This window comes from Bradyrhizobium sp. (assembly GCF_030646015.1).
Lineage (GTDB): Bacteria > Pseudomonadota > Alphaproteobacteria > Rhizobiales > Xanthobacteraceae > Bradyrhizobium.
In genome coordinates, this window is the sequence record NZ_JAUSLT010000073.1 from 35,118 (window position 1) to 59,746 (window position 24,629).

The window sequence follows — 24,629 nt, forward strand, 5'->3', positions numbered from 1 at the left end:
CGGCTCAGCGGAGCAGCGTGAAGGACGCTGCACCGCGTCCGGGACACGAGGCATGAGGGATTCATTGTCATTCCTCCCGCCGCGCGGGTAAACTCGGCGGCGGGAGGAGGGCACGCCCGCGGCGACGGGCGGCCGAACGATCATGGTCAGCGGACACGATCCTTATCTCGTCGCGCTCTCGGTGGTGATCGCGATTCTCGGCGGCTACACCGGCTTCGGCCTCACCGCGCGCATCCGCGGGACGCCGGGCGTCAGCGCGCGCCTGCTGCTGGCGGGCGCCGCCGCGTTTCTCGCGGTCGGCATCTGGACCATGCATTTCGTCGGCATGCTGGCGGCGCCGATCCCGGCAGATACGGTCTATCTCGTGCTGCCCACCATCATCTCGTTCCTGATCTGCGCGCTGGTGGTCGGCATATCCCTGTTTTTCGTCAGCATCGGCGACCCGTCGCTGCGGCGGGTAGTCTGGTCGGCCGTGCTGCTCGGGGCCGGCATCGCCAGCATGCATTATGTCGGCATTCACGGGCTGTCGGGCAATTTCGCCATTGCGCACGATACACCGATGATCCTGCTGTCGATCGGAATCGGGATCGTCACCGCCTATGGCGGCCTGCGTGCGTTCCTCGCCCGGCAGGACGGCGTCCGGCTGGTCGCAAGTTCGATCGCGTTTGGCGTCGCGGTATCCGGCATGCATTACACCGCGATGCACGGCATGCATTTCGTGCCGCTGGCGGAGGCGGCGCACCGCCATGCCGGCGGGCTGGCGGCGTCGCAGCAATTGCTGGCGGTGATCGTCGCCGTGCTGTGTTTTGTCATTGCCGCGGGCTTCCTGCTGTCGCTGGTGCCGGACCCGCGCCGGCAACCCGTGGCGGCGGCCGCGCCCGCGGTCGCGATCGATCCGGGCCCGCAAGCGGCGATCGCCGATCCGCCCGCGTCTCGCGAGCCGGCGATGCCGTCACCGCGGCTGATGCCGTCGCCGCTTGGCGGCATCGGCCAACCGCCCCGCGCCGCCCCGGCCGCCCGGCTTCCGGTCGAGGGCGCCAATGGCACCCATTTTATCGATTCCGCCGAGGTGCGCAGCGTGCGGGCCGACGCTCATTACACAAGGGTGCATGACGGCACCCGCGAGCGGATGTGCCCGTGGTCGATCTCGGAAGCCGAAGCCCAGCTCGATCCCGGCCTGTTCGTCCGGGTGCACCGCAGCCACATCGTGGCGATCCCCCACGTCAGCTTCGTCCGCAAGGAAGGCGATGGCGCCGTGATCGAGCTCGACGGCCCGTCGCCGCACCGGGTGCCGGTGAGCCGGGCCAAGATCGCCGAGGTGAAAGCGCGGCTGGGGTTGGCAAGGCGGCATGCGTGAGGGTGGGCGTTCGCGGTCTCGTGTCCCGGACGCGGTGCAGCGTTCTTCACGATGCACCGCAGAGCCGGGACCCAGCCTGACCAGGATGGACCCCGGATCAGCAGCGCACCGCAAGAGCGCTGCGCTGCATCCGGGGGACGCAGCCCCATAGGTCTCCATCGCTGACGCATTTCGTGCGCGGTAATCCGCATTTCGTGCGAATTTCCCTTGCCCGTGCCCTCGCGATTGCTGCGAAAAAATTCCGGGAACAGCCTGCCGCCAACGTCTGATCTCAAAAAGACGAATGGAGAAGGCAACCATGATTCCTGGCCCGTTCAGCTATCACCGGCCCGCGAGCGTGGCCGATGCGGTCAAACTGCTCTCGACGCTGGGCGACGAAGCCAGGCCGCTGGCCGGCGGCCACAGCCTGGTGCCGATGATGAAGCTCCGGCTCGCCACCCCCGAGCATCTGGTCGACCTGCACGGCATCGCCGGGCTGAAGGGCATCCGCCGCGACGGCCACAAGATCGTGATCGGGGCCATGACCACCCAGCACGAATTGCTGGCGTCGGACGAGATCAGGCAATCGCTGCCGATCCTGCACGAAACCGCGCTGTTGATCGCCGATCCGCAGGTGCGCTACCGCGGCACCATCGGCGGCAATGTCGCCAATGGCGATCCCGGCAATGACATGCCGGCGCTGATGCTGGTGTTGGGCGCGTTCTACCGGCTCGAGGGGCCGGGCGGCGGGCGCGACATCGCCGCTTCGGACTTTTATCAGGGCGCCTATTTCACTGCGCTTGAGCCCGGCGAAATCCTGACCTCGATTTCCATCCCCGCCGGAGCAGCAGGTCACGGCTACGCATACGAAAAGCTGAAGCGCAAGGTCGGCGACTACGCCACCGCGGCTGCGGCGGTGGTGCTGACCATGGCCGGCGGCAAGGTCGCCACCTGCGCGATCGGGCTGACCAACCTGCACGAGACACCGCTGCTCGCCACAGACGCCGCCAAAGCCGTGATCGGCACCAGCCTCGACGACGCGACACTGGGGAAGGCGGCAGCCGCGGCGGTCGCGATCATGGCGCCGGCCGCGGACGCCCGCGGCCCGGTCGAATACCGCAAGCATGTCGGCGGCATCATGGTGACGCGGGCGCTGACCCGCGCCGCCGCGCGCGCAAGTTAAGGGGGATCAACCAATGGCAAAAACCCACGTAACCATGAAGGTGAACGGCGCCGAGGTCGAAGGCCTCGTCGAACCGCGCACCCTGCTGGTGCATTTCATCCGCGAGAATCTTCTGCTCACCGGCACGCATATCGGCTGCGAGACCACCCATTGCGGCGCCTGCACCGTCGATATCGACGGCATGTCGGTGAAGTCCTGCACGATGTTCGCGGTGCAGGCCCAGGGATCCGACATCACCACCATCGAGGGCATCGCCAATGCCGACGGCTCGCTGTCGGCGCTGCAGGAAGGCTTCCGGATGATGCACGGGCTGCAATGCGGCTTCTGCACCCCCGGCATGATTCTTCGCGCGCAACGGCTGCTGCAGGAGAATCCGTCACCGACTGAGGCGGAGATTCGGATGGGCATTTCCGGCAATTTCTGCCGCTGCACCGGCTACCAGAACATCGTCAAGGCGATCCAGTACGCCGCCGCCAAGATCAATGGCGTCCAGTTCCAGGAGGCTGCGGAATGAACGACATGACTCCCACGCGGGAACAACGCGAAGCCAAACTCGAAGGCATGGGCTGCAAGCGCAAGCGGGTCGAGGACATCCGCTTTACGCAGGGCAAGGGCAATTATGTCGACGATTTGAAACTGCCGGGCATGCTGCACGGCGATTTCGTCCGCTCGCCGCACGCCCATGCGCGGGTCAAATCGATCAACAGCGAAGAGGCGTTGAAGGTGCCGGGCGTGCTGGCGGTGATCACCGCCGAGACGCTGAAAACCGTCAACCTCGCCTGGATGCCGACGCTGGCCGGCGACGTCCAGATGGTGCTGGCCGACGGCAAGGTGCTGTTCCAGAACCAGGAAGTCGCCTTCGTGGTCGCCACCGACCGCTATGCCGCCGATGACGGCATCAACAAGGTCGTGGTCGAATATGAACCGCTGCCGGTCGTGATCGACCCGTTCAAGGCGATGGACCCCGACGCGCCGGTGCTGCGCGAAGACCCCGCCGGCAAGACCTCGGGTGCGCACGGCCCGCGCAAGCATCACAACCACGTCTTCGAATGGACCATCGGCGACAAGGACCTGACCGACGCCGCCTTCAAGAAGGCGGATGTCACCATCAAGGAAATGCTGTCCTATCACCGCACCCACCCGTCGCCGCTGGAGACCTGCCAGTGCGTCTGCTCGTTCGACAAGATCAGGGGCGAGTTGTCGATCTGGGGCACGTTCCAGGCGCCGCATGTGATCCGCACCGTGGTGGCGCTGATCGCGAAGATTCCGGAGCACAAGATCCACGTCATCTCGCCCGACATCGGCGGCGGTTTCGGCAACAAGGTCGGCGCCTATCCCGGCTACATCTGCGCCGCGGTGGCCTCGATCGTCACCGGCAAGCCGGTCAAATGGGTCGAGGACCGCATCGAGAACCTGACCGCGACCTCGTTCGCCCGCGACTACCACATGACCACCGAGATCGCCGCGACCAAGGAGGGCAAGGTCACCGGCCTGCGCGTCCATGTGCTGGCCGATCACGGCGCCTTCGATGCCTGCGCCGATCCGTCGAAATGGCCGGCCGGTTTCTTCAACATCGTCACCGGCTCTTACGACTTCCCGACCGCGCATGTGGCGGTCGACGGCATCTACACCAACAAGGCGCCGGGCGGCGTCGCCTATCGCTGCTCGTTCCGGGTGACGGAGGCGGCCTATTGCATCGAACGCGGCATGGATATTCTCGCTCAGAAGCTCGGGATGGATCCGGCCGAACTGCGGCTGAAGAACTTCATCAAGCCGGAGCAGTTCCCCTATCACTCGGCGCTGGGCTGGGAATATGATTCCGGCGACTACCACACCGCGATGAAGAAGATGATGGAATCGGTCGACTATGCCGGCCTGCGCAAGGAGCAGGCGGCGCAGCGCGAGGCCTTCAAGCGCGGCGAGACCCGCGAGATCATGGGCCTCGGCGTGTCGTTCTTTACCGAGATCGTCGGCGCCGGGCCGTCGAAGAACTGCGACATCCTGGGGATCGCGATGTTCGATTCCTGCGAAATCCGCATGCATCCCACGGGTGCGGGCATCGCCAGGGTCGGCTCCAAGAGCCAGGGCCAGGGCCACGAGACCACCTGGGCGCAGATCATCGCCACCGAGATCGGCATTCCCGCCGACGACATCATGGTCGAGGAGGGCAATACCGATACCGCGCCCTACGGGCTCGGCACCTACGGCTCGCGCTCGACGCCGGTGGCGGGCGCCGCGATCGCGATGGCCGCGCGAAAAATCAAGGCCAAGGCGCAGATGATCGCCGCCTACAAGCTCGAAGTGCATGAAGGCGATCTCGAATGGGACATCGACGGTTTTCGAGTGAAAGGTCTTCCCGAGAAAACGATGTCCATGAAGGACATCTGCTGGGCGGCCTATAATTCGGTGCCGCCGGGCATGGAGCCCGGGCTGGAGGCGGTGAGCTATTACGATCCGCCCAACATGACCTATCCGTTCGGCGCCTATATCTGCGTGATGAACATCGACGTCGATACCGGAGTCTACAGGATCCGGCGCTTTTACGCGCTGGACGATTGTGGCACCCGGATCAACCCGATGATCATCGAGGGCCAAGTCCATGGCGGCCTGACCGAAGCCTTCGCGATCGCGATGGGCCAGGAGATTCGCTACGACGACGAGGGCAATGTGGTGACCGGCTCGTTCATGGATTTCTTCATGCCGACCGCGGTGGAAACCCCGCACTGGGAAACCGATTTTACCGTGACGCCGTCGCCGCACCATCCGATCGGCGCCAAGGGCGTCGGCGAAAGCCCGAATGTCGGCGGCGTGCCGGCCTTCTCCAACGCCGTCAACGACGCCTTCTCGTTCCTGGGCTCGACGCACATCCAGATGCCGCACGACTACTGGCGCAACTGGCGAGCGGCGAAGGAGTTGGGAGTGTTCGCGGCGTAATTTCTCCCCTCCTCCCACGCGCTCTTGCGCGTGGCGGGGAGGGGTCGGGGGTGGGGGGTGCCTCCGCTTGCTCCTCTGGCAGCGAGTTTGCTGAGCCACCCCCCAGCCCCGACCCCTCCCCGCCGCTTCGCGGGGGGAGGGGAGTGGAAGCGAAGAGGAAAATGTCTGCCCATGAAAACCCGCGAAGAGATCGCGCAAGCACTCGCCGCGTCCGGCTACATCGCCGACGCCGAACTCGCGACCGCGATCTCGCTGATGCAACTGCTGAAGCGCCCGCTGCTGCTGGAAGGTGAAGCCGGTGTCGGCAAGACCGAGGTGGCAAAGGCGCTGGCGGCGGCGCATGCCACCGAGCTGATCCGCCTGCAGTGCTACGAGGGCCTCGATCAATCCGCAGCACTCTATGAATGGAACTACCAGCGGCAGCTGCTGTCGATCCAGGCGCATCGCGGCGAGGATGCCGATGCCATCGAGCACCAGATATTTTCCGAAAAATACCTGCTGGAACGGCCGCTGCTGGCGGCGATCCGGCGCGACAAGCCGCCGGTGTTGCTGATCGACGAGATCGACCGCGCCGACGACGAGTTCGAGGCGTTCCTGCTTGAACTGCTGTCGGACTTCCAAGTCTCGATCCCGGAACTGGGAACGATCAAGGCCACCACCATTCCGCATGTGGTGCTGACCTCGAACGGGACACGGGAACTGTCGGACGCGCTGCGCCGCCGCTGCCTCTATCATTATGTCGACTATCCCGACGTCGACCGCGAGGCGCGCATCATCATGGCGCGGATCGAAAGCGCCGGCGCGTCGCTGTCGCTGCAGATCGCGCGGCTGGTCGAGGGCATCCGGAAGGAAGAGTTGCGCAAGGTGCCGGGTGTCGCGGAGACGCTGGACTGGGCGGCGGCCCTGGTCGGGCTCGGCGTGCGCGACCTGCATGAGGCGCCGGAGGTGGTGCACGAGACCCTGATGTGCCTGCTGAAAACCCATGAGGACAAGTCGCGCGTCAGCCGCGAGGTCACCGAGCGCCTGCTGGGGAAGGTCGCATGAGCTGCTGCGGCGCCAGCCCTGGATATGACGAGCTCGACGAAGTCTCCCGCCTCGTCTCGACCAAACTCGCGGCGTTTCTGCGAACCTTGCGCGACAATGGCTTTGCCGTCGGCCTGCACGAAGGCCGCGACGCCGCGACGCTGATGGCATCGGGTTATGCCGCCAAACCCGGGCTGCTGCGCTCGGCCTTCAAACACCTGTTCTCGGCCCGCAAATCCGACTGGGAAAAATTCGATGGCCTGTTCGACGCCTTCTGGCTCGGCAAGCGCGTCAGATCGCGCTCGGTCACCATGGGATCGGCGAAGGCCGCCAACAGCCCGTCGCTGAAAAGTCTGCGCGACAACAAGGCCGAACCGTCAGGAAGCGAAGTAGCGACGGACCAAGTGCCGTCTACCGACGAGGCGCCACAGGATCGCGCCGGCGAAGGCCGCATGGAAGGCGCATCGCGCGTCGACAATATTTCGAAAATCGATTTCCGCAAGATGGCAGACCCCGAACAGATCGCGGAAGCCCACGCTGTCGCCGCGCGATTGGCAAAAACCATGCGCACCCGGCTGACCCGCCGCGACCTGGCGCGGCGGCGCGGTTACCGGCTCGATCTCCGGCGAACTATCCACGGCAATATCAGCCATGGCGGCGTGCCGATCAGCCTGGTCAAACGGCAGCGCAAGCCAAAGCCGCTGCGCCTCGTCGTGCTGCTCGACGCCTCCGGCTCGATGAGCATGTACACCGGCGTGTTCCTGCGCTTCATCCACGGCGTGCTGGACGAGTTCCGCGAGGCCGAAGCATTCCTGTTTCATACGCGGCTCGCCTACGTCTCCGACGCGATGAAGGAAAAGGATTCCGCCCGGGCGCTGGATCGTCTCTCGATCATGGCACAGGGCGCCGGCGGCGGCACCAGGATCGGCGAAAGCCTGCAAACCTTCAATCGCTGGCATGCCGCCCGCGTCATTCATTCGCGAACCTGCGTCATGATCGTATCCGACGGCTACGAGACCGGCGACGCCGCTCTGCTCGGCCGCGAGATGGCGGCGCTGGCCAGGCGCTGCCGCCGTATCGTCTGGCTCAATCCGATGCTGGCATGGCCGGGCTACGCTCCCGAGGCCGCCGGCATCAAGGCGGCGTTGCCGCATGTCGATCTCTACGCGCCCGCCAACACGCTGCAGAGCCTGACCGCGCTCGAACCCTATCTGGCGAAGCTGTGAGGGGGAGGCGCCCATGACCGCGCATGTCGAAGTGATGGACCTGGTGGCGCAGATGAAGGCCGCCGAGCAGGCGTTCGTGCTGGCCACCGTGGTCCGCACCGTTTCGGTGACCGCCGCGAAAGCCGGCGCCAAGGCGATCATCCGTCCCGACGGCACCATCGTCGCTGGCTGGATCGGCGGCGGCTGCGCCCGCGGCGCGGTGCTGAAGGCGGCGCGGGAAGCGCTGGCCGATGGCGAACCACGCATGGTCTCGGTGCAGCCGGAAAACCTGCTGGCCGAACTCGGGGTAAAACCCGGCGAGAACCGCGACGGCGTCCGCTTTGCGCAGAACATGTGCCCGAGCAAGGGCACCATGGACATTTTTGTGGAGCCGGTGCTGCCGCATCCCTCGCTGGTCATTCTCGGCGGGAGCCCGGTGGCGCTGTCGCTGGCGGCGCAAGCGCGGCCACTCGGTTATCACGTCACGGTAGCGGCACCCGCCGCCGACCGGCCCGATGCGCCCGACGCCGACCTGGTGATCGATGGCTATGCGCTCGGCCAACTCAACGAGGCACGGCGCTTCATCGTGGTCTCGACGCAGGGCAAGGGCGACGAAGCCGCGTTGCGCGCGGCGGTCAAAACCGACGCCGCCTATCACGCCTTCGTCGGCAGCCGCCGCAAGATGGCGGCGCTGCGCGAAAAGCTGATCGGCGAGGGCATCGACGCCGCGGCGCTCGACCGCATCAAGGCGCCCGCCGGCCTCGACCTCGGCGCCATCACGCCCGAGGAAATCGCGATGTCGATCCTGGCGGAGATCACGGTGGAGCGCCGGCGCGGGCAGCGGGGGGTGAAGAGGTAGCCGACACGGCGTTCCCCGGACGCAGCGCAGCGCGAAGCGGTGCGCTGCAGAGCCGGGGCCCATCTTGCGGCGCGCTCATGGGTCCCGGCTCTGCGGCGCAGCGTGAAGGACGCTGCACCGCGTCCGGGACACGAGGCTGCGACATTACAGAGAAATGGTGGGCACGGCGCAAGCGCGCCTTTGCCCACCCTAGGGATTCGCGTCATGCTGCCGTATCGCAGCACCGGAGCCATCCATCATGACCGAACCATCCTCCTCCGACTGGCTTGGCCTGTCCGGCCGCATCTGCGTGGTGACGGGCGGTGGCGGCGGCATCGGTCGCGCCGTGGCGTTGAGCCTTGCGCGCACCGGCGCCAAGGTGGCCGCGATCGACCTTGATGAACGCGGCCTCGAGGTGACGCGGATGGAGCTGCACAAAATATCCGGCGACTCTCTTGTGACGCGCTGCGACACTTCGAGCGCCGACAGCGTGGCCGCCGCATCCGAAATCATCGAAAAGGCGCTCGGTCTCTGCGGCGTTCTCGTCAACACCGCGGCGGTGCTGCGGCCGGGCGGGCTGGAAAACCTGTCGCTGGCGGAATGGAATGCGGTGCTGTCGGTCAACCTGACCGGCTATTTTCTCTGCGCCCAGATCTTCGGTCGGCCGATGCGCAAAGCCGGGCGCGGCAGCATCGTTCATGTTTCCTCGATCTCCGGCAGCCACGCGCAGGGCCAGAGCGGCGCCTACAGCGTCAGCAAGGCCGGCGTCATCATGCTGTCGCGTCAGCTTGCGAGCGAGTGGGGGCCCCAGGGCATCCGGAGCAATGTCGTCAGCCCCGGCATGGTGATCACGCCGATGAGCCAGTCGTTCTACGACACGCCCGGCGTCACCGAACGGCGGTCCGCGGTGGTGCCGCTGCGGCGGGTCGGCCTACCGCAGGATATCGCCGACGCCATCCTGTATCTGGCCAGCGACCGCTCGTCCTATGTCAACGGCGACGAGATCACCGTCGATGGCGGCTATGCCAACATGCTGATGAACCTGGTGCCGCGGCCGGGCTTTGAATGAGGGCCGGCCGTTCGATCAGACAGGGATCGGGAAAGTGTGAAGCCGGGATTTGGCGCGAGGGTCGAAGCAGGCGATGAACTTCTGCCCGCTGACCAGCACCCGAAGCCGCCGCCGCGCGGCGCCCGACCGTTTCAGATCGAACAGACCAGAACGCCAGGCAACACCATTGGAAATGGCAGACATCGTAGCCTCCTGTCGAACGTTGCTAGGGTTCTGTGGGGCCGCCTTCATCGTGGGTTCATGGTTCAAAGCACAGGCGTGAGCCAGCTCACGCTTTTCTGATCGGATCCGTTCACGGCGAGATTACCGTCGCAGGGGAACCGGCCAGCCCGCCGGACGGTTGTTGATCGGGACCCATGGCCGGATTTTGGGCGTATAGTGACACGCCCTCAAACCTTTACCTCCAGTCAAGACGGCGAGGTCCCTTGGACGCCAGCATCAATCCGCCGCAGCTGCAGCCAGAGCCACCAGGCCACGAGCCGGGTCTCGTCAATTCGAGTGTTTATGCCGGTGGCCGCCGCGTCAAGGAGATTGCGGTCGACGAGGCCGGCGAGTGGGCGCGACGGCCCGGCCATGTGGTCTGGATCGGCCTGTTCGAGCCCAGCCCCGAGCTGCTGGCGCGGGTGCAGGCGCAACTTGGCCTGCACGATCTCGCCATCGAGGATGCCGGCAAGGCGCACCAGCATCCGAAGATCGAGCAATATGGCGATGCGCTGTTCATCGTGGCCCGCACCGCGCAGCGGATCGAGGGCCGCATCGCGTTCGGCGAAACCCATCTGTTCGTCGGCCGCGGCTATGTCGTCTCGGTGCGCCACGGCGCCTCGATCTCCTATGCCACCGTGCGCGCGCGCTGCGAGTCCTGCCCCATTACGCTGGCCAACGGCGCTGACTACATCCTCTATGCGATCCTCGATTTCATCGTCGACAACTACCAGCCGGTGCTGGAAACCCTCAGCGCCGAAGTCGAGGAGATCGAGGACGGCGTGTTTGCCAGGCCCTCGGGTCAGCTCGACATCCATCAGCTGCATCTGCTGCGCCGCGAATTGCTGCGGCTGCGCAATGCCGTGGTGCCGCTGATCGAAGTCTGCCGGCGGCTGGAACATGCCGAGGTGGCGCCGATCGACCCCGCGATGCAGCCGCTGTTCCGCGACGTCACCGATCACGTGCTGCGCCTGCGCGAAGGCATCGACGGCCTGCGCGAGGTGCTGGCGTTTGCTTTCGAGGCGCGGCTGATGACCGGCCAGGCCGAGCAGACCGAAATCACAAGGCGGCTGGCGGCCGGTGCCGCCATCCTCGCGGTGCCCACCGCGATCGCCGGCATCTACGGCATGAATTTCGACCACATGCCGGAGCTGAAATGGCAGTACGGTTACCCCCTCGTGCTCGGCGTCATCGTGGCGATCTGCGGCTGGCTCTATTGGCGGTTCCGGAAAAACGGCTGGATTTGATTCTATTTTCAGATCAGTGAAGCTAGCGCGCTTTCTTCTCCCCTCCTCCCGCGAAGCGGCGGGGAGGGGTCGGGGGTGGGGGGTCTATCGGCGTACTCGCTGCGGGTAGTAAGCGAGTACTGCGACAGCGAATTTGCTGAAGCACCCCCCACCCCCGACCCCTCCCCACCACGCGCAAGGGCGCGTGGGAGGAGGGGGGAAGAGGAGAAACAACAATGCAATTGCGGATGTTTGGTCGCACGGGAATGCAACTCTCGGTGCTGGGCTTCGGCTGCGGAGCCGTCGGCGGATTGATGGTGCGCGGCGATGCCGCCGACCAGGAGCGCACCATCGCGCGGGCGATCGACGTCGGAGTGAATTATTTCGACACCGCCGTGCTGTACGGCAATGGCGAATCCGAAACCAACCTTGGCCGCGTCCTGCACAGACTGAAACCGGCCGGCGTCGTCGTCGCCACCAAGGTCCGTGTACCGCCGGAAAAGTTCGGCCGCATCGCCGACGCCGTCACGAATTCGCTCGAAGGCAGCCTGGCGCGGCTGCGCCTCGACCGGGTCGACATCCTTCATCTGCATAATCCGATCACCGAAGCCGGAGGCGGCCCGGCGCTGAGCGTCGGCCAGGTGCTCGACGATGTGGTGCCCGCGTTCGACCGGCTGCGCCGGCAGGGCAAGATCGGTTTCCTCGGGATTTCGGCCGTGGGCGACACGACGGCGCTGCATCGCGTGATCGATTCACGCGCCTTCGACAGCGCGCAGGTGGTCTACAACATGCTCAATCCATCCGCCGCCGGGCCATTGCCGGCAAACTATCCGGCCCAGGATTACGGACGATTGTTCGATCACACCGCGGCGGCCGGCGTTGGCGTGGTGGGCATCCGCGTGCTGGCCGGCGGCGCGCTGTCGGGTTCGGCCGAGCGCCACCCGATTGCGGGTGCGGCGCCCGAACCGATCGGTTCGGCGGTTCGCTACGATGCGGATGTCGATCGCGCCCGCCGTCTCGCGCCCTTGGTGGAGGAGGGGTTTGCCGCCAGCCTGACTGAGGCTGCCGTCAGGTTTGCGCTGTCGCATCCGGCGATGGGCACCATCCTGGTCGGCATGGCGACGCCGCAACAATTCGAGGACGCCCTCGCCGCGGTCGAAAAAGGCCCGTTGCCGCAGGCGGCGCTCGACCGGCTGTCCGCGCTGCGGCAGGCTTTTGCGGGCGAAGCACGATGATTTCGGGAGAAGGGCTCAACCTATTCGGTTGAGCGTACCCCTGATGCTGGTAAAAATCTCCCCGATATCCTTGCGCATGGAATCGAGCTTCTGGAAATTCTCGAACACCTGAGCCAGCCGTTGGTCGATCGCCGCCTTGTTTTTGGTAAGCGCCTCGACGCGGGCTTCGAGCTTTTCCTCACCCCTGAATTCGATCTCGCCGAGGGTCTTGATCAGGATGTCGCGATTTTCATTCACTTCGCGGATCAGGGCCTCGATGCCGAATACCGGCGATTGCAGCGGCGCCAGTTCGGCCTGCGACTTGACCACTTCTTCCTTGAAGTGGGTCAGCGTCGCCGATGAATCCTGCAATCGCGTCAGGCGCAGGCGCGATTCGACAATGAATTCGTTCAGCGCGTTCTGGCGGTCGATCAGGCTCTTGCCGTCCGGATCCATCTCCACCTCCGCCAATGCGCGCTCCAGATGCGCCCGGCGTTCCCTGAGTTCGTCGAAGTCGAGGCGGATCGCATTCAGGACGTTGAAGCCGTCGTCCAGCCGCGCAAACCGCTGCTCGATCTCGACCTTCTCCTTCGAGAGTGCCTCGACCCGTGCGCTCAGTCTTTCCTCGCCGCTGGTTTCGAGTTGATCGAGCGACGCGGTCAACTTATCGCGCAGCACGCGCAGGTCGGCGATCAGGACATCGAGGCCGCCCAGCGGCACCAGCTCGGTCTCGGACTTTTCCAGTTCTTCCTTGAATCGGTTCAGCGTCGTCAACGAATCCTGCAGCACGGTTTTCCGTTCATGGATCACCGCGACGTTGTGCGCGAGGTCCTTCAGCCGTTCGGCGATGTTGTTCTTGCTGTCGTCGACCTCGAGATCCGTGAGCCACCTTTCGAGCTGGCGTTGCCGGTCCTTCAACTCGCCAAAGACGGGTTCGATCACCCGCCGCTTTTCGGCCACGACGCCGATCGTCTCCCGAAGCACCTTCTGGCGCCGCCTGATCTCGTCGAGCCGGTCCCGCATATCGACGGATTCGCTTTGGCCATGCGCCAGCACCGCCCTCTGCTCGGTCTCGGTCAGTGCTTTCTCAATGGATGCGATGGCTTCCTGCGGATCGCTGTCGACGAGATGCTGGACCCCGGTATCGAACTGGGTCTGGGTTTCGTGCGCGGTCAAGGTGTCCTGTCGCAGCCCCTTGAGGCGATCGCGCAACCGCTTGTTCTGGTGGGCGAGGCTGAAGGCTTGCCATACCGATGACCCGATCAGCGCCAGGGTCGTGAACAGGATGGCGCCGAGTGCGAACCGTTGCGGACCCGGCAATGCCGCGAAATGGCCGGAGACCTCGGCCGGACTGAGATTGAGCGCGGAGCCTGCAAAGAATGCCGACGCGCCCACCAACACGATCCACGCAACGATTGAAAACCACATTCTACAAAACTCTAATTCGACCGGCAGCCAGCGAACCGGGCCGGAAAGGGAAGGCCGGTCCGCCCAATATCCCGCCATGCTATCGGCTCTGCCGGCTCTGCGGTAGCCGGTTCTAGGCCGCGGCGGCTGCGTCTTTAGATAAATTCAACGGCGGCATGATGGGTCTTCCGGCACGAAACCGACGGGATGATGCAACCGTAGCGTGTCTGCTGGGCTTTTCTGCGAACGGAAGCGAAAGGTCGCGGGCCGCAGCTCAGCCACCCTGCGCCTGCTGGCGCGCGCGCATTTCGTCGCTCGGCCTGACGTCCTGCGAGCGGCTGTAGATCGCAACCGCCGTGATCAGCACCACGGTGAGCACGCCGAACAGCGCGTGGTAGGCGGCCTCTGAGCGGCCGCCGTTTGCCAGCGGTTCGAAGGCGCCGAGGATGATGCCGGAAAGACTCTGCATGCAGGCGACGCCGAGCATCACGGCGGTGTTGAGCGTCGACATGCCGCGCCCGATCAGCCGGTCCGGGATGATGCCGCGGCCATGCGACAGCACCATGGTGCTGGCGGCCGAGACAAAACCCATGATCAGGATGGCGGCGACCGGCACCCAGACCGGCGGGTGCGACGCCAGCGCCAGCGTGGCGAGCATCGAAACCGTCACCAGATTGCCGCCGACCGCGATCCATTTGCGGGTGTCGAGCAGGCGGTCGAGCGGGCCGAAGGCGAGCATGCCGAACTGGTAGGTGACCACGGCGCCGAGCAGCACGTTGCCGGCCGCGATCGCGCTCATGCCGTGCACCTCGCGCAGGAACGGGCCGCCCCACAGCCCCTGCACCGTGAAGGTGCAGGCATAGCTGCAGAAATTCAGCGCCAGGATCGGCCGCAGCCGCGGGTTGCGCAATATTTCCATCAGGCCCTGCAGCATCACGCGCGGCGGCTCCGCGGTGCGCTCCAGGAAGGGGTGGCCGGATGGCGCGTCGCGCACCACCAGCCAGACCGCGCCCGTGGCGAGCGCGGTGAAGGCCACCGCAAAGCCGAATACGCCGCGCCAGCCGATCGCCTCCGAGGCCCAGGCCAGCGGCGTGGTGGCGAGCAGATTGCCGACCAGGCCGATCGACAGCACCATGGCTACCAAGGTGGAGAAGCGGTCCGGCGGAAACCAGCGCGAGATCACCACCATGCTGCCGATCAGCATGGCGCCGAAGCCGGCGCCCATCAGCGCACGGCCGGCGAGCAGGACAGGCCATGAGGTCGCCAGCGTGAAGATGACGCCGCCGACGGTGGCGACCACCAGCATGCCGGTCACGGTGCGGCGCGGCCCGTAATGGTCGAACAGCAGGCCGCAGGGGATCTGCATCGCGGAGAAGCCGAAGAAGAACGCGCCGGTCAGCGCGCCCAGCGCCTCCGGCCCGATGCTGAGGTCGCGCATCAGGTCGAGCCCGATGGTGACGTTGGAGGCGCGAAAAAAATGGCTGGCGACATAGGCCGTGGCCAGTGTCGTGACGATGATCAGGCCCCGGCGGTGGGGGAAGGGCTGCCGCTCGGTGGTCTGCATTGTCAGGGGATGTCCGCTTCTTGTCGCCCATCGCTCAGGGGGCGATGTTGCGGCGGAGCCTAGGCGGGATGGGCGGGGGGTTCAAGGAGGGGGCACCGTGAACAACCAACCGGCCGTCATCCGATCGAAAAAAGGGCCCCACCGGGATGGGGCCCTTGATATCGCCTGGCAGGAAGCCGCAAGCTTAGTTGTAGTCGGAATACTTGAACTGCGGCAACGCCTTCAACTGTTCCTTGTTCCCGCTCATTACGGCATGATCAGGCGTCCAGTCGTTCGCATTGGCGGTGCGTGCAGTCGTGGTGGTGGTCGTCGTGGTCGTATTGGCCGCGCCTGTCGTGGTAGCCGTACCTGCGGGCGCCGTCGAGGTCGTGGTTTCGCGCGTCGCACCTGCGGGCGCGGTCGAGCTGGTGCGGACCGGGGTTTCCACGAATTTCAGCTTGTCCATCGTAACCGCGATGTCATGCTCGCCCATGCCGAGGAAGCCGCCGACGCCGATCACCACGGCACTGACCTTGCCATCCTTGTCCAGAATCAGTTCGTTGACGTCGCCGAGTTTTTCGTTGGCTTCGTTGTAGACGTCGAGACCCATGAGCTTGGATGCGCGCCATTTGCCCTTGAGCATCATTTTCGTGCCGGCGGCGTCCGTGGTGGTAGCGGCCGGAGCGGCGCGATCGGCGGGTTGGGCGGTCTGGGCATAGGCCGGACCGCTGATGATGGCGGCGCTCAGTAGCGCAGCAGCAATGTAATTCTTCATTGTATTCTCCTTGGAAAGGTTATCGATCTCATTAGAACGGAGGATGCAAACGAATGTTCCAGCGCACCGATGGACTTTGCAGGTGCGGGCTGATCATGCAGGTTTCGATTCTCGTCCGCGTCAGCCGGGTGGCCAACATCACGGCTGAAATACCCGCGTCACGGTGTCTTTGAGACACGCTGCGGAACGAACCGGTACGATTTGAATTGAGGGTGTGCACAGCATCCCCTGATGTGCGGCTTGCAGAGAGAGGCCCGCCCCGCGCGCTCACCGCGGGGTGGGTCTTTGCTTTGGGCGCGCGGCTCCGCAAGGACCACACGAAACCGCGAGATGTGGCGTACTTCACAGGCGAGCGTCTGGGATCGGCCTACGGTCGTGCCCTGTTCTGGTCGCAACGGGGTTCCCATGCAGGACACCATCCGGCTCTACCGCACGCTGGCTGACAATCGCGCCTATTGGCGCTCGGTCTGCGAGGGCGCCGTCTTCCTCGCCGCCAGCGCCATCGCGATCTTCGCCGCGGTCAGCTATGCGACGGTGCACGCCAGCAACCCCGTCACCGATTTCGTGCTGAGCCGGGTCGGGCCATACAATTTACGCTTTCTGTTCATCTACGGCACCTTCGCGGCCTTCGTCATCACGGCGGGACTGCTGGCGTCGCGCCCGAACCGGTTGCCCTTCGCGCTCAAGGCCATGGCGCTGTTCCTGCTGGTTCGCGCGGTGTTCGTATCGCTCACCCATGTGGCGCCGTCGCCGATCGATCCGCAATTGCCCGCGGCGTTCCTCAACTCGATCTTCTACGGCAGCGACCTGTTCTTCTCCGGCCATACCGGCCTGCCGCTGCTCGCCGCATTCGCCTTCTGGCACATCCCGCCGTGGCGGATGTTCTATCTGGCGCTGACCGCGTTGTTCGGCGCGGTCGTGCTGCTCGGCCACTATCACTATTCGATCGACGTGCTGGCCGCATTGTTCATCACCCACGGCGTCTTCCAGATGTCGTGCTGGTTGTTCGGCCGCGACTACGCGCTGTTTCGTTCCTCCGAGAGCCAGGCCGTGCCGCGGGTAAAGCGGAAGGCGTCGGTTGCGGTCGAGGGAGTCAGGCGCGCGGCGAAACCGTTCGTGCTGCATATCGTCGGGGAAGACCCGGCGCCGGGCGGTCAACCGACGGGCGGGTCATGAAGCGTGCGAAAGAGCCCTGGGCGCGGTTGTGCGCTATCCTTCGGGATCGCGGTTGAAGTGAAAGGCTAATGCAGCCGTCTTTCATCCCCGCCGATTGGCCAGCTGGCCAGTCTGACTTCAGGCGCGTTCGGTTCGGTGGTGTTCTCTGCGACCTCGAGGTTCGCCTGGATTTGATATTTGGCGGCTTGCGCGAGCCAGTACCATTTTCTCTCTGGCTCGCTCAGCGCCCGCTGGCGGCAATCGGCTTCCAGTTCTCGTAACCGGGTAAGTTCATTCATCGGAGGTGCGTCCGTGAGAAACCACCGGCGTAGCTTGCCACATCGACAGATCAATTGCCGATTTCCATATGCCCATGACCAACGCAACGTTGGGTTATGATGAATAGGGACAACTTTAATCGCAGTTTCTTGGTCCGCGCAGGGCGCCATCTTTGTTCGTTCGATAGCGACCGGAAGAGCAGGGAACGTAGCTGCCTCCTGAATGTTTTCTCCGCTGGAGAATGCGTCATGCCCGAGCCGCTGCCGATCCTGATGGAAAGGTCTATTCAGATTGCCTGGGACTATCTCGAACGCAGCGGTGAACTTGGCGAACCGGAGGCCGCCAGCCGGGTCTTGCTCGACAGCGTTGAGTTGATGGTTCGGCACGGCGAGCGGCGTCAGCTCGTGCTGTCGAACCGGGCAATCGACGCCTATAAGCGATTCCGAACGGAGCGCCGCGGCATTTCGCTGGTTTTGTAAGTCGTACGCATTCCGGGGTTCCATTCCAGGACGCCGGTGAGGACGACCATCCCCCTTACGTGGCTGGCGCGGTCGGCTGGCCACCCGCGTTGAGCAGTTGCGAGATGGCGGTGACCAGTTGCGCCGGGGCGAAGGGCTTGGTCAACAGAATGCTGTTGGGGACGCCGTGCGAGGCCCATTGCTCGGCCGCGGCGCCGGTCATGTAGACGATGGGAAAGGACGGGTCGATCTCTCTCGCCTGCCTTGCTACATCCCAGCCGTCGATTGTGCCCTTCAGGTTTATATCGGAAACGAGCGCCCGGTAATGCTGCCGGTTGCCTTGCAGCATCATCACGGCTTCCTCGCCCGAAGCGACGATCGCCGGTTCGTAACCGGCCTCGCAAAGCGCATGGTCGATGAGCGTCTGGATTAACGGGTCGTCTTCAACGACCAGCACGACCAACAAGTCCGTCAAACTCGAATCCCCCGATAACCAGCCCCCAGACATCACGCGCAAGCGGGCTATTGGTTCCGGCGAAATGCAAATCTGTAGCCCGGATGGATCCAACGGGCCGACGCATGGCGCCGCCCGATGGCGCAATCGGGCGACGTAGCCACGAAACTGAAATCTCAGTCGAACAGACTCGACACCGATTCTTCCGCGGCGGTGCGGCCGATGGCTTCGCCGATCAGGCCGGCGATCGACAGCGTGCGGATATTGGGCGCCTTGCTGACCGCCTCGGTCGGCAGGATCGAGTCGGTGATGACGAGTTCCTTCAGCCGGGAGCCGGCGATCCGGGCGGCGGCGCCGCCGGACAATACGCCATGGGTGATGTAGGCGTAGACGTCCTTGGCGCCGTTGGCGAGCAGCGCATCGGCGGCGTTCACCAGCGTGCCGCCGGAATCCACGATGTCGTCGATCAGGATGCAGGTATAGCCGGCGCAATCGCCGATCACGTTCATGACTTCGGATTCGCCGGCGCGTTCGCGGCGTTTGTCGATGATCGCCAGCGGCGCGTTGATGCGCTTGGAGAGGCCGCGGGCGCGCACCACGCCGCCGACGTCGGGCGACACCACCATGACGTTGGCGAGGTCGAAGCGCTCCTTGATGTCGCGCACCATCAGCGGGGAGGCGTAGAGATTGTCGGTCGGGATGTCGAAGAAGCCCTGTATCTGCCCGGCGTGCAGGTCGAGCGTCATGACGCGGTCGATGCCGGCGTGGGTGATCAAATTGGCCACCAGCTTGGCGGAAATCGGCGCGCGCGAGCCGACCTTGCGATCCTGCCGGGCATAGCCGAAATACGGTATCACCGCGGTGATGCGGCGCGCGGACGACCGGCGCAGGGCATCGGTGATGATCAGCAGTTCCATCAGATGGTCGTTCGCGGGAAACGACGTCGACTGGATGATGAATGCATCCGAGCCGCGGACGTTCTCGTGGATCTCGACGAAGATTTCCATGTCGGCGAAGCGCCGGACCACGGCCTTGGTCAGCGGCAGGCCCAACTGCTGGGCAATTTCGTTGGCAAGAACAGGATTGGAATTGCCCGCGACGAGCTTGATGGAGCCGTTCTTGGCCGACATCAGGGCCTCTCCCCGCGCCTTGCTGGATACAATGTTCAGCATCTTGGAATACCCACAGAACCGGCGCGTTTCGACGAGCGAGGTGATATCAAGGAGGGTATCCGGCTGGCAACCGTGGAATCGGGTTTTCTCGGGTTTTCCTGCGCAAAATCAGGTCCCGGGGCGTTTTTCGTTAACGGCCGCTGTAAGCCAGGGCGCTGTCGCTGCCGAGCGAACTGACCGTAAACCCGTCCGAAACGGGGGCGGGGCCGCTCGCCACCGCCGGGCCGCGCCGGGCGGGCGCCGGGGCGGGCAGGGGCGATTCCGCCGGCGCCGTGCCGTTGATCATGCCGGAGAGGCCGGCAAGGCCGGCCTGCGCGATTTTCCGCAAAATGAGATCGTCGGCGGCGGCCCAGGCGTCGCGTCCGGCCTTGCCGGCCGGTTCCTCGCCGGACAGCCGCAGCGCGCGTTGCTGGTCGCGGTCATAGACATCCCAGACCCAGGCGATGGTGGTGCGGCCGCGGCTGACCTGGGCGGCGAGGTAACTGCGCACCCGGTAGGAGGCCGCGCCCTCGCGGGAGACGATCTGCAGGTTGCGCAGCTTGGATTCGCTGTCGAGTACGCTCACCATCCGCTCGAACACCTGCGGCGGCGGGCCGTCGATCGATTCGAACGCCACCGTCGGGCCACCGCCGGCCATCGCCAGGGCGGCGCCGCCCGGAGCGCCGCCGCTGGCGCAGCCGCCGAGCCCGCAGGCGATCGCAAGCAGCGCCGCCGCGGTAACGGCACGCGCAGGCTTGGCCCGGAACAGGGTTGCGAGAGTGTCCCTCATCGCATCCAGCGATATCGTTAAAACGTGTTAAGGTCTAGGGCAGCGGCATTGTCCGGTTTCGCGACGTCACTCCCGCTCCAGCGCGATCGAATGCACATGCCGGCCGTAGTCCGGCTCCTTGCGGTGCACCGAGCGGCGGTAGCTGTAAAAGCGCTCGTCGGAATAGGTATCGATGCCGGTGTCGTCGATCACGAGGATCCCTGCGTTTTCGAGCCGCATCCGGATCAAGCCGGCGAGGTCGAACATCGAATGGCCCTCGCGCGCCGAGGGGATGAAGAAGCGCCCGTTCTCGGCATCGGCCTCAATGAAGCGTTCGACGAATTCGCCGCCGACTTCGTAGGAGTGCTGGCGGATCAGGGGGCCGATCGCGGCGACGATGCCGCTGCGTTCGGCGCCGAGCTTTTCCATGGCGTCGACCGTGGATTCCAGAATGCCCGATAGCGCGCCCTTCCATCCCGCATGCGCGGCACCGATCACGCGCGCGGCGGGGTCGACGAACAGGATCGGTCCGCAGTCGGCCGCGGTGGCGCCGATCGCGAGACCTTCGGTGCGGGTGACGATGGCGTCGGCGCGCGGCCGCGATCCGCCTTGCCAGGGTTCCGACGCCACCACGACATCGGGCGAATGGGTCTGCCAGAGGCTGAGGAAATGCGCAGGCGCGACGCCCAGCTGCTCCGCCATGCGGCGGCGGTTTTCCTCGACATGGGCGGGATCGTCGTTGGAGCCGACGCCGCCGTTGAGGCTGCCATAGAGGCCGCCGGACACGCCGCCCTCGCGGGTGAAGAACGCGTGGCGCAGGCCGGGAATGGCCGAGAGCAGCGGCGATTCCAGCGTCATGGCGCTTCTGCCTTGGCGTCCTGCTTTTCATCATTGTCGTCGTGGAAGCCGGCCACGTCGTCGAGGTGGGGTTCACAGACCGCGAGCACCTTGAACATCGATCCCATGCCGCCGCGGCCGCCGCCGATCAGGCGCTTCAGCGCGCCCGAAATGTCCTCGGAAACCTCGTGGGTGGCCTTCGCCATCAGGGTCACCGCACGGGTCTCGATGCCGAGCCGCTTGAGAAAATCGCCCTGCGGCACCGGGCCGTGCACCCGTGCGCCCAAATCCTCGGCGGCGCGCACCAGCGCCTGGAAATCGACGTGGGCGGTGACGTCGGCCTGACCCGGATTCTTCAGGGGATCGGTAAAACTGTGGCGGGCGATGGCCTGAAAGGTATCGCCGGCGTCGCTGCGCAGGTGGCCGTAGTCGATGATCAGCGCAGCGCCATCCTGGTCGCGCACCCTTGTCGCGATCTTCATGATCTCGGCATCGGGCCGCCACTCGAACACCGCGCCGACCGGGGCGGCGCGCACCAGCGGCGGCAGCAGCACCTCGAAGCGCGGTGTCGGCTCCGGGGCTGCGCCGAACGCCAGCTTGCCGGTGTCGTCGATTTCGACGGTGCGTTCGTGCCAGCCGGTCTCGCGCTTCACCACCTGGTGGATCGGCAGCACGTCGAAATATTCGTTGGCGAAGATCACCGAAGGGCCGTCGGGCACCTCGTCGATGTGCTCGTGCCAGAAGATGTTGCGCACGCCCGACAGCGTGGCCTTCTGCTTGTCGCGCAGCACCGGATTGATCTCGACCAGATGGATGTTGAGCGACTGATAGAGCGGCGGCAGCACCCGCAGCGCCCGCAGCGCGTCCGCCATCATGGTGCCGCGGCCGGGCCCGAGTTCGATCAGCCGCAGCAGCGGCGGCGAGCCGATCGCCTTCCAGATCGACGCCGCCCACAGCCCGAGCAACTCGCCGAACATCTGGCTGACTTCCGGCGCGGTGGTGAAATCGCCCTCGCGCCCCAAGGGATCGCGCGAGACATAATAGCCGTGCTTGGGATGGGTCAGGCACAGCTCCATGTAGCGCCAGACCGGCATCGGGCCGGACGATTTTATCAGTTTCTTGATCTCGGACTGCAGCGGCGAATATTCGTTCACGGTGTACCTTGGTTGGCTAATGCGTTCGTCGGCGCCCGGCGGCGTGCCAGCACAATCAGGATAGCTCCGGCAATGATCATCGGCACTGATAACAGCATACCCATCGTCAGCCCGCCCCACAAAAATCCGAGCTGGGGGTCGGGTTCGCGGAAAAACTCGGCGGTGATGCGGGCAAAGGCGTAAATCGCGATAAAACTGCCGAGGATCAGGCCCGGCCGCTTCAGCGCGCCCATCCGGATCATCACCGCAAGGATGATGAACAGCAGGATACCCTCGAGCCCGGCCTCGTAAAGCTGGCTGGGATGGCGCGGCAGCGGCCCGCCATTGGGAAATACCACCGCCCAGGGCACGCTCGAATCCGCCAGCCGGCCCCACAGCTCGCTGTTGATGAAATTGGCGAGACGCCCGAGCAACAGACCGATCGGCGCGACCGCGGTGGTGATGTCGCCGAGCGACAGGATCGGGATGCCGTTCCTGCGGGCGAACCACATCACCGCGGCGACGCAGCCGAGAAAGCCGCCGTGGAACGACATGCCGCCTTTCCACAATTCGAAGATCTCGGCGGGATGCTCGATGAAGAACGGCAAATTGTAGAACAGCACGTAGCCGGTGCGGCCGCCGAGGATGATGCCGACCGTGACCCAGAGGATGAAATCGTCCATCTGCGGCAGCGTGATCGGCGCCGGCCCGCCCCATAGCTTCTCGTTCTTGATCAGCGCGCGGGCATAGAGCCAGCCCAGCACGATGCCGCCGATATAGGCCAGCGCATACCAGCGGATCGCGATCGGCCCGATCGCAATGGCGATCGGATCGAATACCGGAAAGGCGATGGTGAGCGGGACTGCGATCGGAGACATTGTCGTTACTACTTCCGGGCCAGTGAGCATGCCATCGACGCCGGTGCCCCCTTCTCCCCTCCCTCCACGCGCCCTTGCGCGTGGCGGGGAGGGGTCGGGGGTGGGGGGTGGCACGGCATGCTCCGAAGCTGCGGTTGCTGCCGATCGACCCCCCACCCCCGACCCCTCCCCGCCGCTGCGCGGGGGGAGGGGAGAAGAGTGCACCGTCTCGGGTGAAATGAAAAATGCTTCAGCGTGTGCCTTTATTTCGAGAGGTTGCGCTTGTAGAGCGCCAGCAGCCGTTCCCAGTGCCGCTCGGCCGCGTCGCGGTGGTAGACCGGCCGCTTCGGAAAGGCAAAACCGTGATGGGTGCCGGGATAGACCTCGACCTCGGCATTGGCGTCCTTCACGCCCGCCGCGACCTTGTCGATGATTTCCTGCGGCGCGTAGATGTCGGTCTCGGCGCAGGCGAAATAGAGTTCGGCTTTGGTCTTCTGCCCGGCGAGATGCGGGCTGTCGGGCTGGTCGGTGGCCAGATGGGTGCCGTAGATCGAGGCGGCCGCCTTGACCCTGTCCGGAAAATGCGTCGCGGCGTTGATGGCGTAACGGCCGCTCATGCAGTAGCCGACGGTGCCGACGATCTGGGTATTCGCCGCCTTCTGGGTGTCGGCCCAGGCGAGCAGGGCGGTGGTGTCTTCCATCACCATGGGGATGTTGATCGAGTTCATGTAGCCGAACATCGCCTTGCGCTCGGGCGCTTCCGGGTCGGGCGGGATCGGCCCAATCTCCATGACGCCGGAACGGTAATACAGGTTCGGCAGCATCACGTAATAGCCCGATGTCGCGAGCCGGCGCGCCATGTCGCGCAGTTCCTCGCGGATCGCCGGCGCGTCCATGTAGAACAGGATGACGGGGAACGGTCCGCCGCGCTCGGGATGGCTGATGAAGGTGGTGGTGTGGCCGTCTTTGGTCGGAATCTCGATCTGCTGGTCGATCATGGGACGTTTCTTCTCGTTTCCGGTGGGCGGTTTTGTTGTTCTTGGCGATGCGGTACGATTGCAAGGAAACAGGATCATGACAAGGCAACTTGACCGTTGCTGGCCCTGATTGGGCTTGAACCGCGCTCGTGGGATCGCCATTGTCATATCCAGCGTTTTCTTATCTCAGCCGACCGGAGATTTCCTGATGACCCAGACCAGCAATCGGTTTTTCGACGAGATCGGGCGTCTGATGAACGACGCGGCGGGCGCCGCCCAGGGCGTCAAGCGCGAGGTCGACACCGTCGTCCGCAACCAGGCCGAGAAAATCCTGCGCGACCTCGACATCGTCAAGCGCGAGGAGTTCGAGGCCGTCAAGGACATGGCGCGGCTGGCGCGCGAGGAGAACGAGGCCCTGAAGGCGCGGATCGCGGCGCTGGAAGCCAGGCTCGGCGGTTTCGCGCCGGATGCCGACAGCGCGAGCGCGGGCGGCAGCGCCATCTGAGGCGACTGCGCAGGACAATGACGGGTTCACCGTCTCTAACCCGTTCTCCGCTCGTCATCCCCGCGAAGGCGGGGATCCAGTACGCTGCGGCTTTTCGGCT

Annotated in this window: 25 protein-coding genes; 13 read left to right on the forward strand and 12 right to left on the reverse strand. The window is 65.2% G+C overall.

Features of this window, described 5'->3' with window-relative positions; translation table 11 throughout:
• Positions 1 to 142 precede the first annotated feature (142 nt).
• The 8 genes from Q7T45_RS11015 to Q7T45_RS11050 all read left to right on the forward strand — a co-directional run bounded on the left by Q7T45_RS11015 (position 143) and on the right by Q7T45_RS11050 (position 9,588).
• Positions 143 to 1,357, forward strand: a complete 1,215-nt coding sequence (locus Q7T45_RS11015; protein WP_304870628.1) for an MHYT domain-containing protein — start codon at positions 143 to 145, stop codon at positions 1,355 to 1,357.
• A 298-nt stretch (positions 1,358 to 1,655) separates the two neighbouring features.
• Positions 1,656 to 2,519 carry a xanthine dehydrogenase family protein subunit M gene (locus tag Q7T45_RS11020; protein WP_304870630.1) on the forward strand — a complete coding sequence of 288 codons (864 nt, stop codon included), beginning with the start codon at positions 1,656 to 1,658 and terminating at the stop codon, positions 2,517 to 2,519.
• Positions 2,520 to 2,532: 13 nt separating this feature from the next.
• Positions 2,533 to 3,033, forward strand: a complete 501-nt coding sequence (locus tag Q7T45_RS11025; RefSeq protein ID WP_304870632.1) for a (2Fe-2S)-binding protein — start codon at positions 2,533 to 2,535, stop codon at positions 3,031 to 3,033.
• Positions 3,030 to 5,453: an aerobic carbon-monoxide dehydrogenase large subunit gene (locus tag Q7T45_RS11030; RefSeq protein ID WP_304870634.1), complete on the forward strand. Its 2,424-nt coding sequence runs from the start codon at positions 3,030 to 3,032 to the stop codon at positions 5,451 to 5,453. Before Q7T45_RS11025 ends, Q7T45_RS11030 begins: the two co-directional genes overlap by 4 nt.
• A 171-nt stretch (positions 5,454 to 5,624) precedes the next feature.
• Positions 5,625 to 6,497, forward strand: coding sequence for a MoxR family ATPase (locus Q7T45_RS11035; RefSeq protein WP_304870636.1), 873 nt, complete (start codon positions 5,625 to 5,627; stop codon positions 6,495 to 6,497).
• Entirely contained in the window at positions 6,494 to 7,702 is a 1,209-nt protein-coding gene (locus Q7T45_RS11040) for a VWA domain-containing protein (RefSeq protein WP_304870638.1), read from the forward strand. Before Q7T45_RS11035 ends, Q7T45_RS11040 begins: the two co-directional genes overlap by 4 nt.
• Positions 7,703 to 7,715: 13 nt before the next feature.
• Positions 7,716 to 8,540, forward strand: coding sequence for an XdhC family protein (locus tag Q7T45_RS11045; protein WP_304870640.1), 825 nt, complete (start codon positions 7,716 to 7,718; stop codon positions 8,538 to 8,540).
• A gap of 238 nt (positions 8,541 to 8,778) precedes the next feature.
• Complete coding sequence (locus tag Q7T45_RS11050; protein WP_304870642.1) at positions 8,779 to 9,588, forward strand: SDR family NAD(P)-dependent oxidoreductase; 810 nt, start codon at positions 8,779 to 8,781, stop codon at positions 9,586 to 9,588.
• Between the two features lie 15 nt (positions 9,589 to 9,603).
• On the opposite strand, the gene Q7T45_RS11055 is transcribed toward Q7T45_RS11050, so the two are convergent.
• Complete coding sequence (locus tag Q7T45_RS11055; protein WP_304870644.1) at positions 9,604 to 9,771, reverse strand: hypothetical protein; 168 nt, start codon at positions 9,769 to 9,771, stop codon at positions 9,604 to 9,606.
• Positions 9,772 to 10,013: 242 nt separating this feature from the next.
• On the opposite strand from Q7T45_RS11055, the gene Q7T45_RS11060 reads away from it, so the two are divergent.
• Positions 10,014 to 11,036 carry a magnesium and cobalt transport protein CorA gene (locus Q7T45_RS11060; RefSeq protein WP_304870645.1) on the forward strand — a complete coding sequence of 341 codons (1,023 nt, stop codon included), beginning with the start codon at positions 10,014 to 10,016 and terminating at the stop codon, positions 11,034 to 11,036.
• 215 nt (positions 11,037 to 11,251) lie between these two features.
• Positions 11,252 to 12,250 carry an aldo/keto reductase gene (locus tag Q7T45_RS11065; RefSeq protein ID WP_304870647.1) on the forward strand — a complete coding sequence of 333 codons (999 nt, stop codon included), beginning with the start codon at positions 11,252 to 11,254 and terminating at the stop codon, positions 12,248 to 12,250.
• A gap of 15 nt (positions 12,251 to 12,265) precedes the next feature.
• On the opposite strand, the gene Q7T45_RS11070 is transcribed toward Q7T45_RS11065, so the two are convergent.
• The 3 genes from Q7T45_RS11070 to Q7T45_RS11080 all read right to left on the reverse strand — a co-directional run bounded on the left by Q7T45_RS11070 (position 12,266) and on the right by Q7T45_RS11080 (position 15,954).
• Complete coding sequence (locus tag Q7T45_RS11070) at positions 12,266 to 13,624, reverse strand: hypothetical protein (protein ID WP_304870649.1); 1,359 nt, start codon at positions 13,622 to 13,624, stop codon at positions 12,266 to 12,268.
• A gap of 286 nt (positions 13,625 to 13,910) precedes the next feature.
• On the reverse strand, positions 13,911 to 15,200 hold the full coding sequence (locus Q7T45_RS11075; protein WP_304870651.1) for an MFS transporter: 1,290 nt from the start codon (positions 15,198 to 15,200) through the stop codon (positions 13,911 to 13,913).
• A 184-nt stretch (positions 15,201 to 15,384) separates the two neighbouring features.
• Positions 15,385 to 15,954 carry a PRC-barrel domain-containing protein gene (locus tag Q7T45_RS11080; protein WP_304870653.1) on the reverse strand — a complete coding sequence of 190 codons (570 nt, stop codon included), beginning with the start codon at positions 15,952 to 15,954 and terminating at the stop codon, positions 15,385 to 15,387.
• Positions 15,955 to 16,359: 405 nt separating this feature from the next.
• Here Q7T45_RS11080 and Q7T45_RS11085 point away from each other — a divergent pair, with 405 nt between their 5' ends.
• On the forward strand, positions 16,360 to 17,130 hold the full coding sequence (locus Q7T45_RS11085) for a phosphatase PAP2-related protein (protein ID WP_304870655.1): 771 nt from the start codon (positions 16,360 to 16,362) through the stop codon (positions 17,128 to 17,130).
• Between the two features lie 65 nt (positions 17,131 to 17,195).
• On the opposite strand, the gene Q7T45_RS11090 is transcribed toward Q7T45_RS11085, so the two are convergent.
• The gene (locus tag Q7T45_RS11090) at positions 17,196 to 17,408 is read right to left on the reverse strand and encodes a hypothetical protein (protein WP_304870657.1); all 213 of its coding nucleotides are present in this window, start codon (positions 17,406 to 17,408) and stop codon (positions 17,196 to 17,198) included.
• A gap of 228 nt (positions 17,409 to 17,636) precedes the next feature.
• On the opposite strand from Q7T45_RS11090, the gene Q7T45_RS11095 reads away from it, so the two are divergent.
• The gene (locus Q7T45_RS11095) at positions 17,637 to 17,867 is read left to right on the forward strand and encodes a hypothetical protein (RefSeq protein WP_304870659.1); all 231 of its coding nucleotides are present in this window, start codon (positions 17,637 to 17,639) and stop codon (positions 17,865 to 17,867) included.
• Positions 17,868 to 17,922: 55 nt separating this feature from the next.
• Here the strand turns inward: Q7T45_RS11095 and Q7T45_RS11100 are convergent, their stop codons facing one another.
• The 7 genes from Q7T45_RS11100 to Q7T45_RS11130 all read right to left on the reverse strand — a co-directional run bounded on the left by Q7T45_RS11100 (position 17,923) and on the right by Q7T45_RS11130 (position 24,045).
• Complete coding sequence (locus tag Q7T45_RS11100; RefSeq protein ID WP_304870661.1) at positions 17,923 to 18,321, reverse strand: response regulator; 399 nt, start codon at positions 18,319 to 18,321, stop codon at positions 17,923 to 17,925.
• A 155-nt stretch (positions 18,322 to 18,476) separates the two neighbouring features.
• A complete protein-coding gene (locus Q7T45_RS11105; RefSeq protein WP_304744914.1) occupies positions 18,477 to 19,430 on the reverse strand; it encodes a ribose-phosphate pyrophosphokinase in 954 nt (317 codons plus the stop codon).
• Between the two features lie 172 nt (positions 19,431 to 19,602).
• Complete coding sequence (locus Q7T45_RS11110; RefSeq protein ID WP_304870663.1) at positions 19,603 to 20,241, reverse strand: hypothetical protein; 639 nt, start codon at positions 20,239 to 20,241, stop codon at positions 19,603 to 19,605.
• A 66-nt stretch (positions 20,242 to 20,307) separates the two neighbouring features.
• Entirely contained in the window at positions 20,308 to 21,078 is a 771-nt protein-coding gene (gene pgeF, locus Q7T45_RS11115; protein ID WP_304870665.1) for a peptidoglycan editing factor PgeF, read from the reverse strand.
• Positions 21,075 to 22,151, reverse strand: coding sequence for a class I SAM-dependent methyltransferase (locus tag Q7T45_RS11120; protein ID WP_304870683.1), 1,077 nt, complete (start codon positions 22,149 to 22,151; stop codon positions 21,075 to 21,077). The genes pgeF and Q7T45_RS11120 overlap by 4 nt, the downstream gene beginning before the upstream one ends.
• A 56-nt stretch (positions 22,152 to 22,207) precedes the next feature.
• Positions 22,208 to 23,068 (reverse strand): prolipoprotein diacylglyceryl transferase, encoded by an 861-nt coding sequence (lgt, locus tag Q7T45_RS11125; RefSeq protein ID WP_304870667.1) that lies wholly within the window; start codon positions 23,066 to 23,068, stop codon positions 22,208 to 22,210.
• 242 nt (positions 23,069 to 23,310) lie between these two features.
• Entirely contained in the window at positions 23,311 to 24,045 is a 735-nt protein-coding gene (locus Q7T45_RS11130; protein ID WP_304870669.1) for a dienelactone hydrolase family protein, read from the reverse strand.
• A gap of 187 nt (positions 24,046 to 24,232) precedes the next feature.
• On the opposite strand from Q7T45_RS11130, the gene Q7T45_RS11135 reads away from it, so the two are divergent.
• A complete protein-coding gene (locus tag Q7T45_RS11135; protein WP_304870671.1) occupies positions 24,233 to 24,529 on the forward strand; it encodes an accessory factor UbiK family protein in 297 nt (98 codons plus the stop codon).
• Positions 24,530 to 24,629 lie beyond the last annotated feature (100 nt).

Excerpts from the sequence above, each read along its gene's own strand:
- Q7T45_RS11055 (WP_304870644.1), bottom strand. The coding sequence starts at position 9,771 with ATGTCTGCCATTTCCAATGGTGTTGCCTGGCGTTCTGGTCTGTTCGAT.
- Q7T45_RS11080 (WP_304870653.1), bottom strand. The coding sequence starts at position 15,954 with ATGAAGAATTACATTGCTGCTGCGCTACTGAGCGCCGCCATCATCAGC.
- Q7T45_RS11020 (WP_304870630.1), top strand. The coding sequence starts at position 1,656 with ATGATTCCTGGCCCGTTCAGCTATCACCGGCCCGCGAGCGTGGCCGAT.
- pgeF (WP_304870665.1), bottom strand. The coding sequence starts at position 21,078 with ATGACGCTGGAATCGCCGCTGCTCTCGGCCATTCCCGGCCTGCGCCAC.
- Q7T45_RS11040 (WP_304870638.1), top strand. The coding sequence starts at position 6,494 with ATGAGCTGCTGCGGCGCCAGCCCTGGATATGACGAGCTCGACGAAGTC.
- Q7T45_RS11095 (WP_304870659.1), top strand. The coding sequence starts at position 17,637 with ATGCCCGAGCCGCTGCCGATCCTGATGGAAAGGTCTATTCAGATTGCC.
- Q7T45_RS11030 (WP_304870634.1), top strand. The coding sequence starts at position 3,030 with ATGAACGACATGACTCCCACGCGGGAACAACGCGAAGCCAAACTCGAA.
- Q7T45_RS11045 (WP_304870640.1), top strand. The coding sequence starts at position 7,716 with ATGACCGCGCATGTCGAAGTGATGGACCTGGTGGCGCAGATGAAGGCC.
- Q7T45_RS11090 (WP_304870657.1), bottom strand. The coding sequence starts at position 17,408 with ATGAATGAACTTACCCGGTTACGAGAACTGGAAGCCGATTGCCGCCAG.
- Q7T45_RS11050 (WP_304870642.1), top strand. The coding sequence starts at position 8,779 with ATGACCGAACCATCCTCCTCCGACTGGCTTGGCCTGTCCGGCCGCATC.
- Q7T45_RS11085 (WP_304870655.1), top strand. The coding sequence starts at position 16,360 with ATGCAGGACACCATCCGGCTCTACCGCACGCTGGCTGACAATCGCGCC.
- lgt (WP_304870667.1), bottom strand. The coding sequence starts at position 23,068 with ATGTCTCCGATCGCAGTCCCGCTCACCATCGCCTTTCCGGTATTCGAT.
- Q7T45_RS11105 (WP_304744914.1), bottom strand. The coding sequence starts at position 19,430 with ATGTCGGCCAAGAACGGCTCCATCAAGCTCGTCGCGGGCAATTCCAAT.
- Q7T45_RS11110 (WP_304870663.1), bottom strand. The coding sequence starts at position 20,241 with ATGAGGGACACTCTCGCAACCCTGTTCCGGGCCAAGCCTGCGCGTGCC.
- Q7T45_RS11035 (WP_304870636.1), top strand. The coding sequence starts at position 5,625 with ATGAAAACCCGCGAAGAGATCGCGCAAGCACTCGCCGCGTCCGGCTAC.
- Q7T45_RS11015 (WP_304870628.1), top strand. The coding sequence starts at position 143 with ATGGTCAGCGGACACGATCCTTATCTCGTCGCGCTCTCGGTGGTGATC.
- Q7T45_RS11025 (WP_304870632.1), top strand. The coding sequence starts at position 2,533 with ATGGCAAAAACCCACGTAACCATGAAGGTGAACGGCGCCGAGGTCGAA.
- Q7T45_RS11130 (WP_304870669.1), bottom strand. The coding sequence starts at position 24,045 with ATGATCGACCAGCAGATCGAGATTCCGACCAAAGACGGCCACACCACC.
- Q7T45_RS11135 (WP_304870671.1), top strand. The coding sequence starts at position 24,233 with ATGACCCAGACCAGCAATCGGTTTTTCGACGAGATCGGGCGTCTGATG.
- Q7T45_RS11120 (WP_304870683.1), bottom strand. The coding sequence starts at position 22,151 with ATGCCGGTCTGGCGCTACATGGAGCTGTGCCTGACCCATCCCAAGCAC.
- Q7T45_RS11075 (WP_304870651.1), bottom strand. The coding sequence starts at position 15,200 with ATGCAGACCACCGAGCGGCAGCCCTTCCCCCACCGCCGGGGCCTGATC.
- Q7T45_RS11065 (WP_304870647.1), top strand. The coding sequence starts at position 11,252 with ATGCAATTGCGGATGTTTGGTCGCACGGGAATGCAACTCTCGGTGCTG.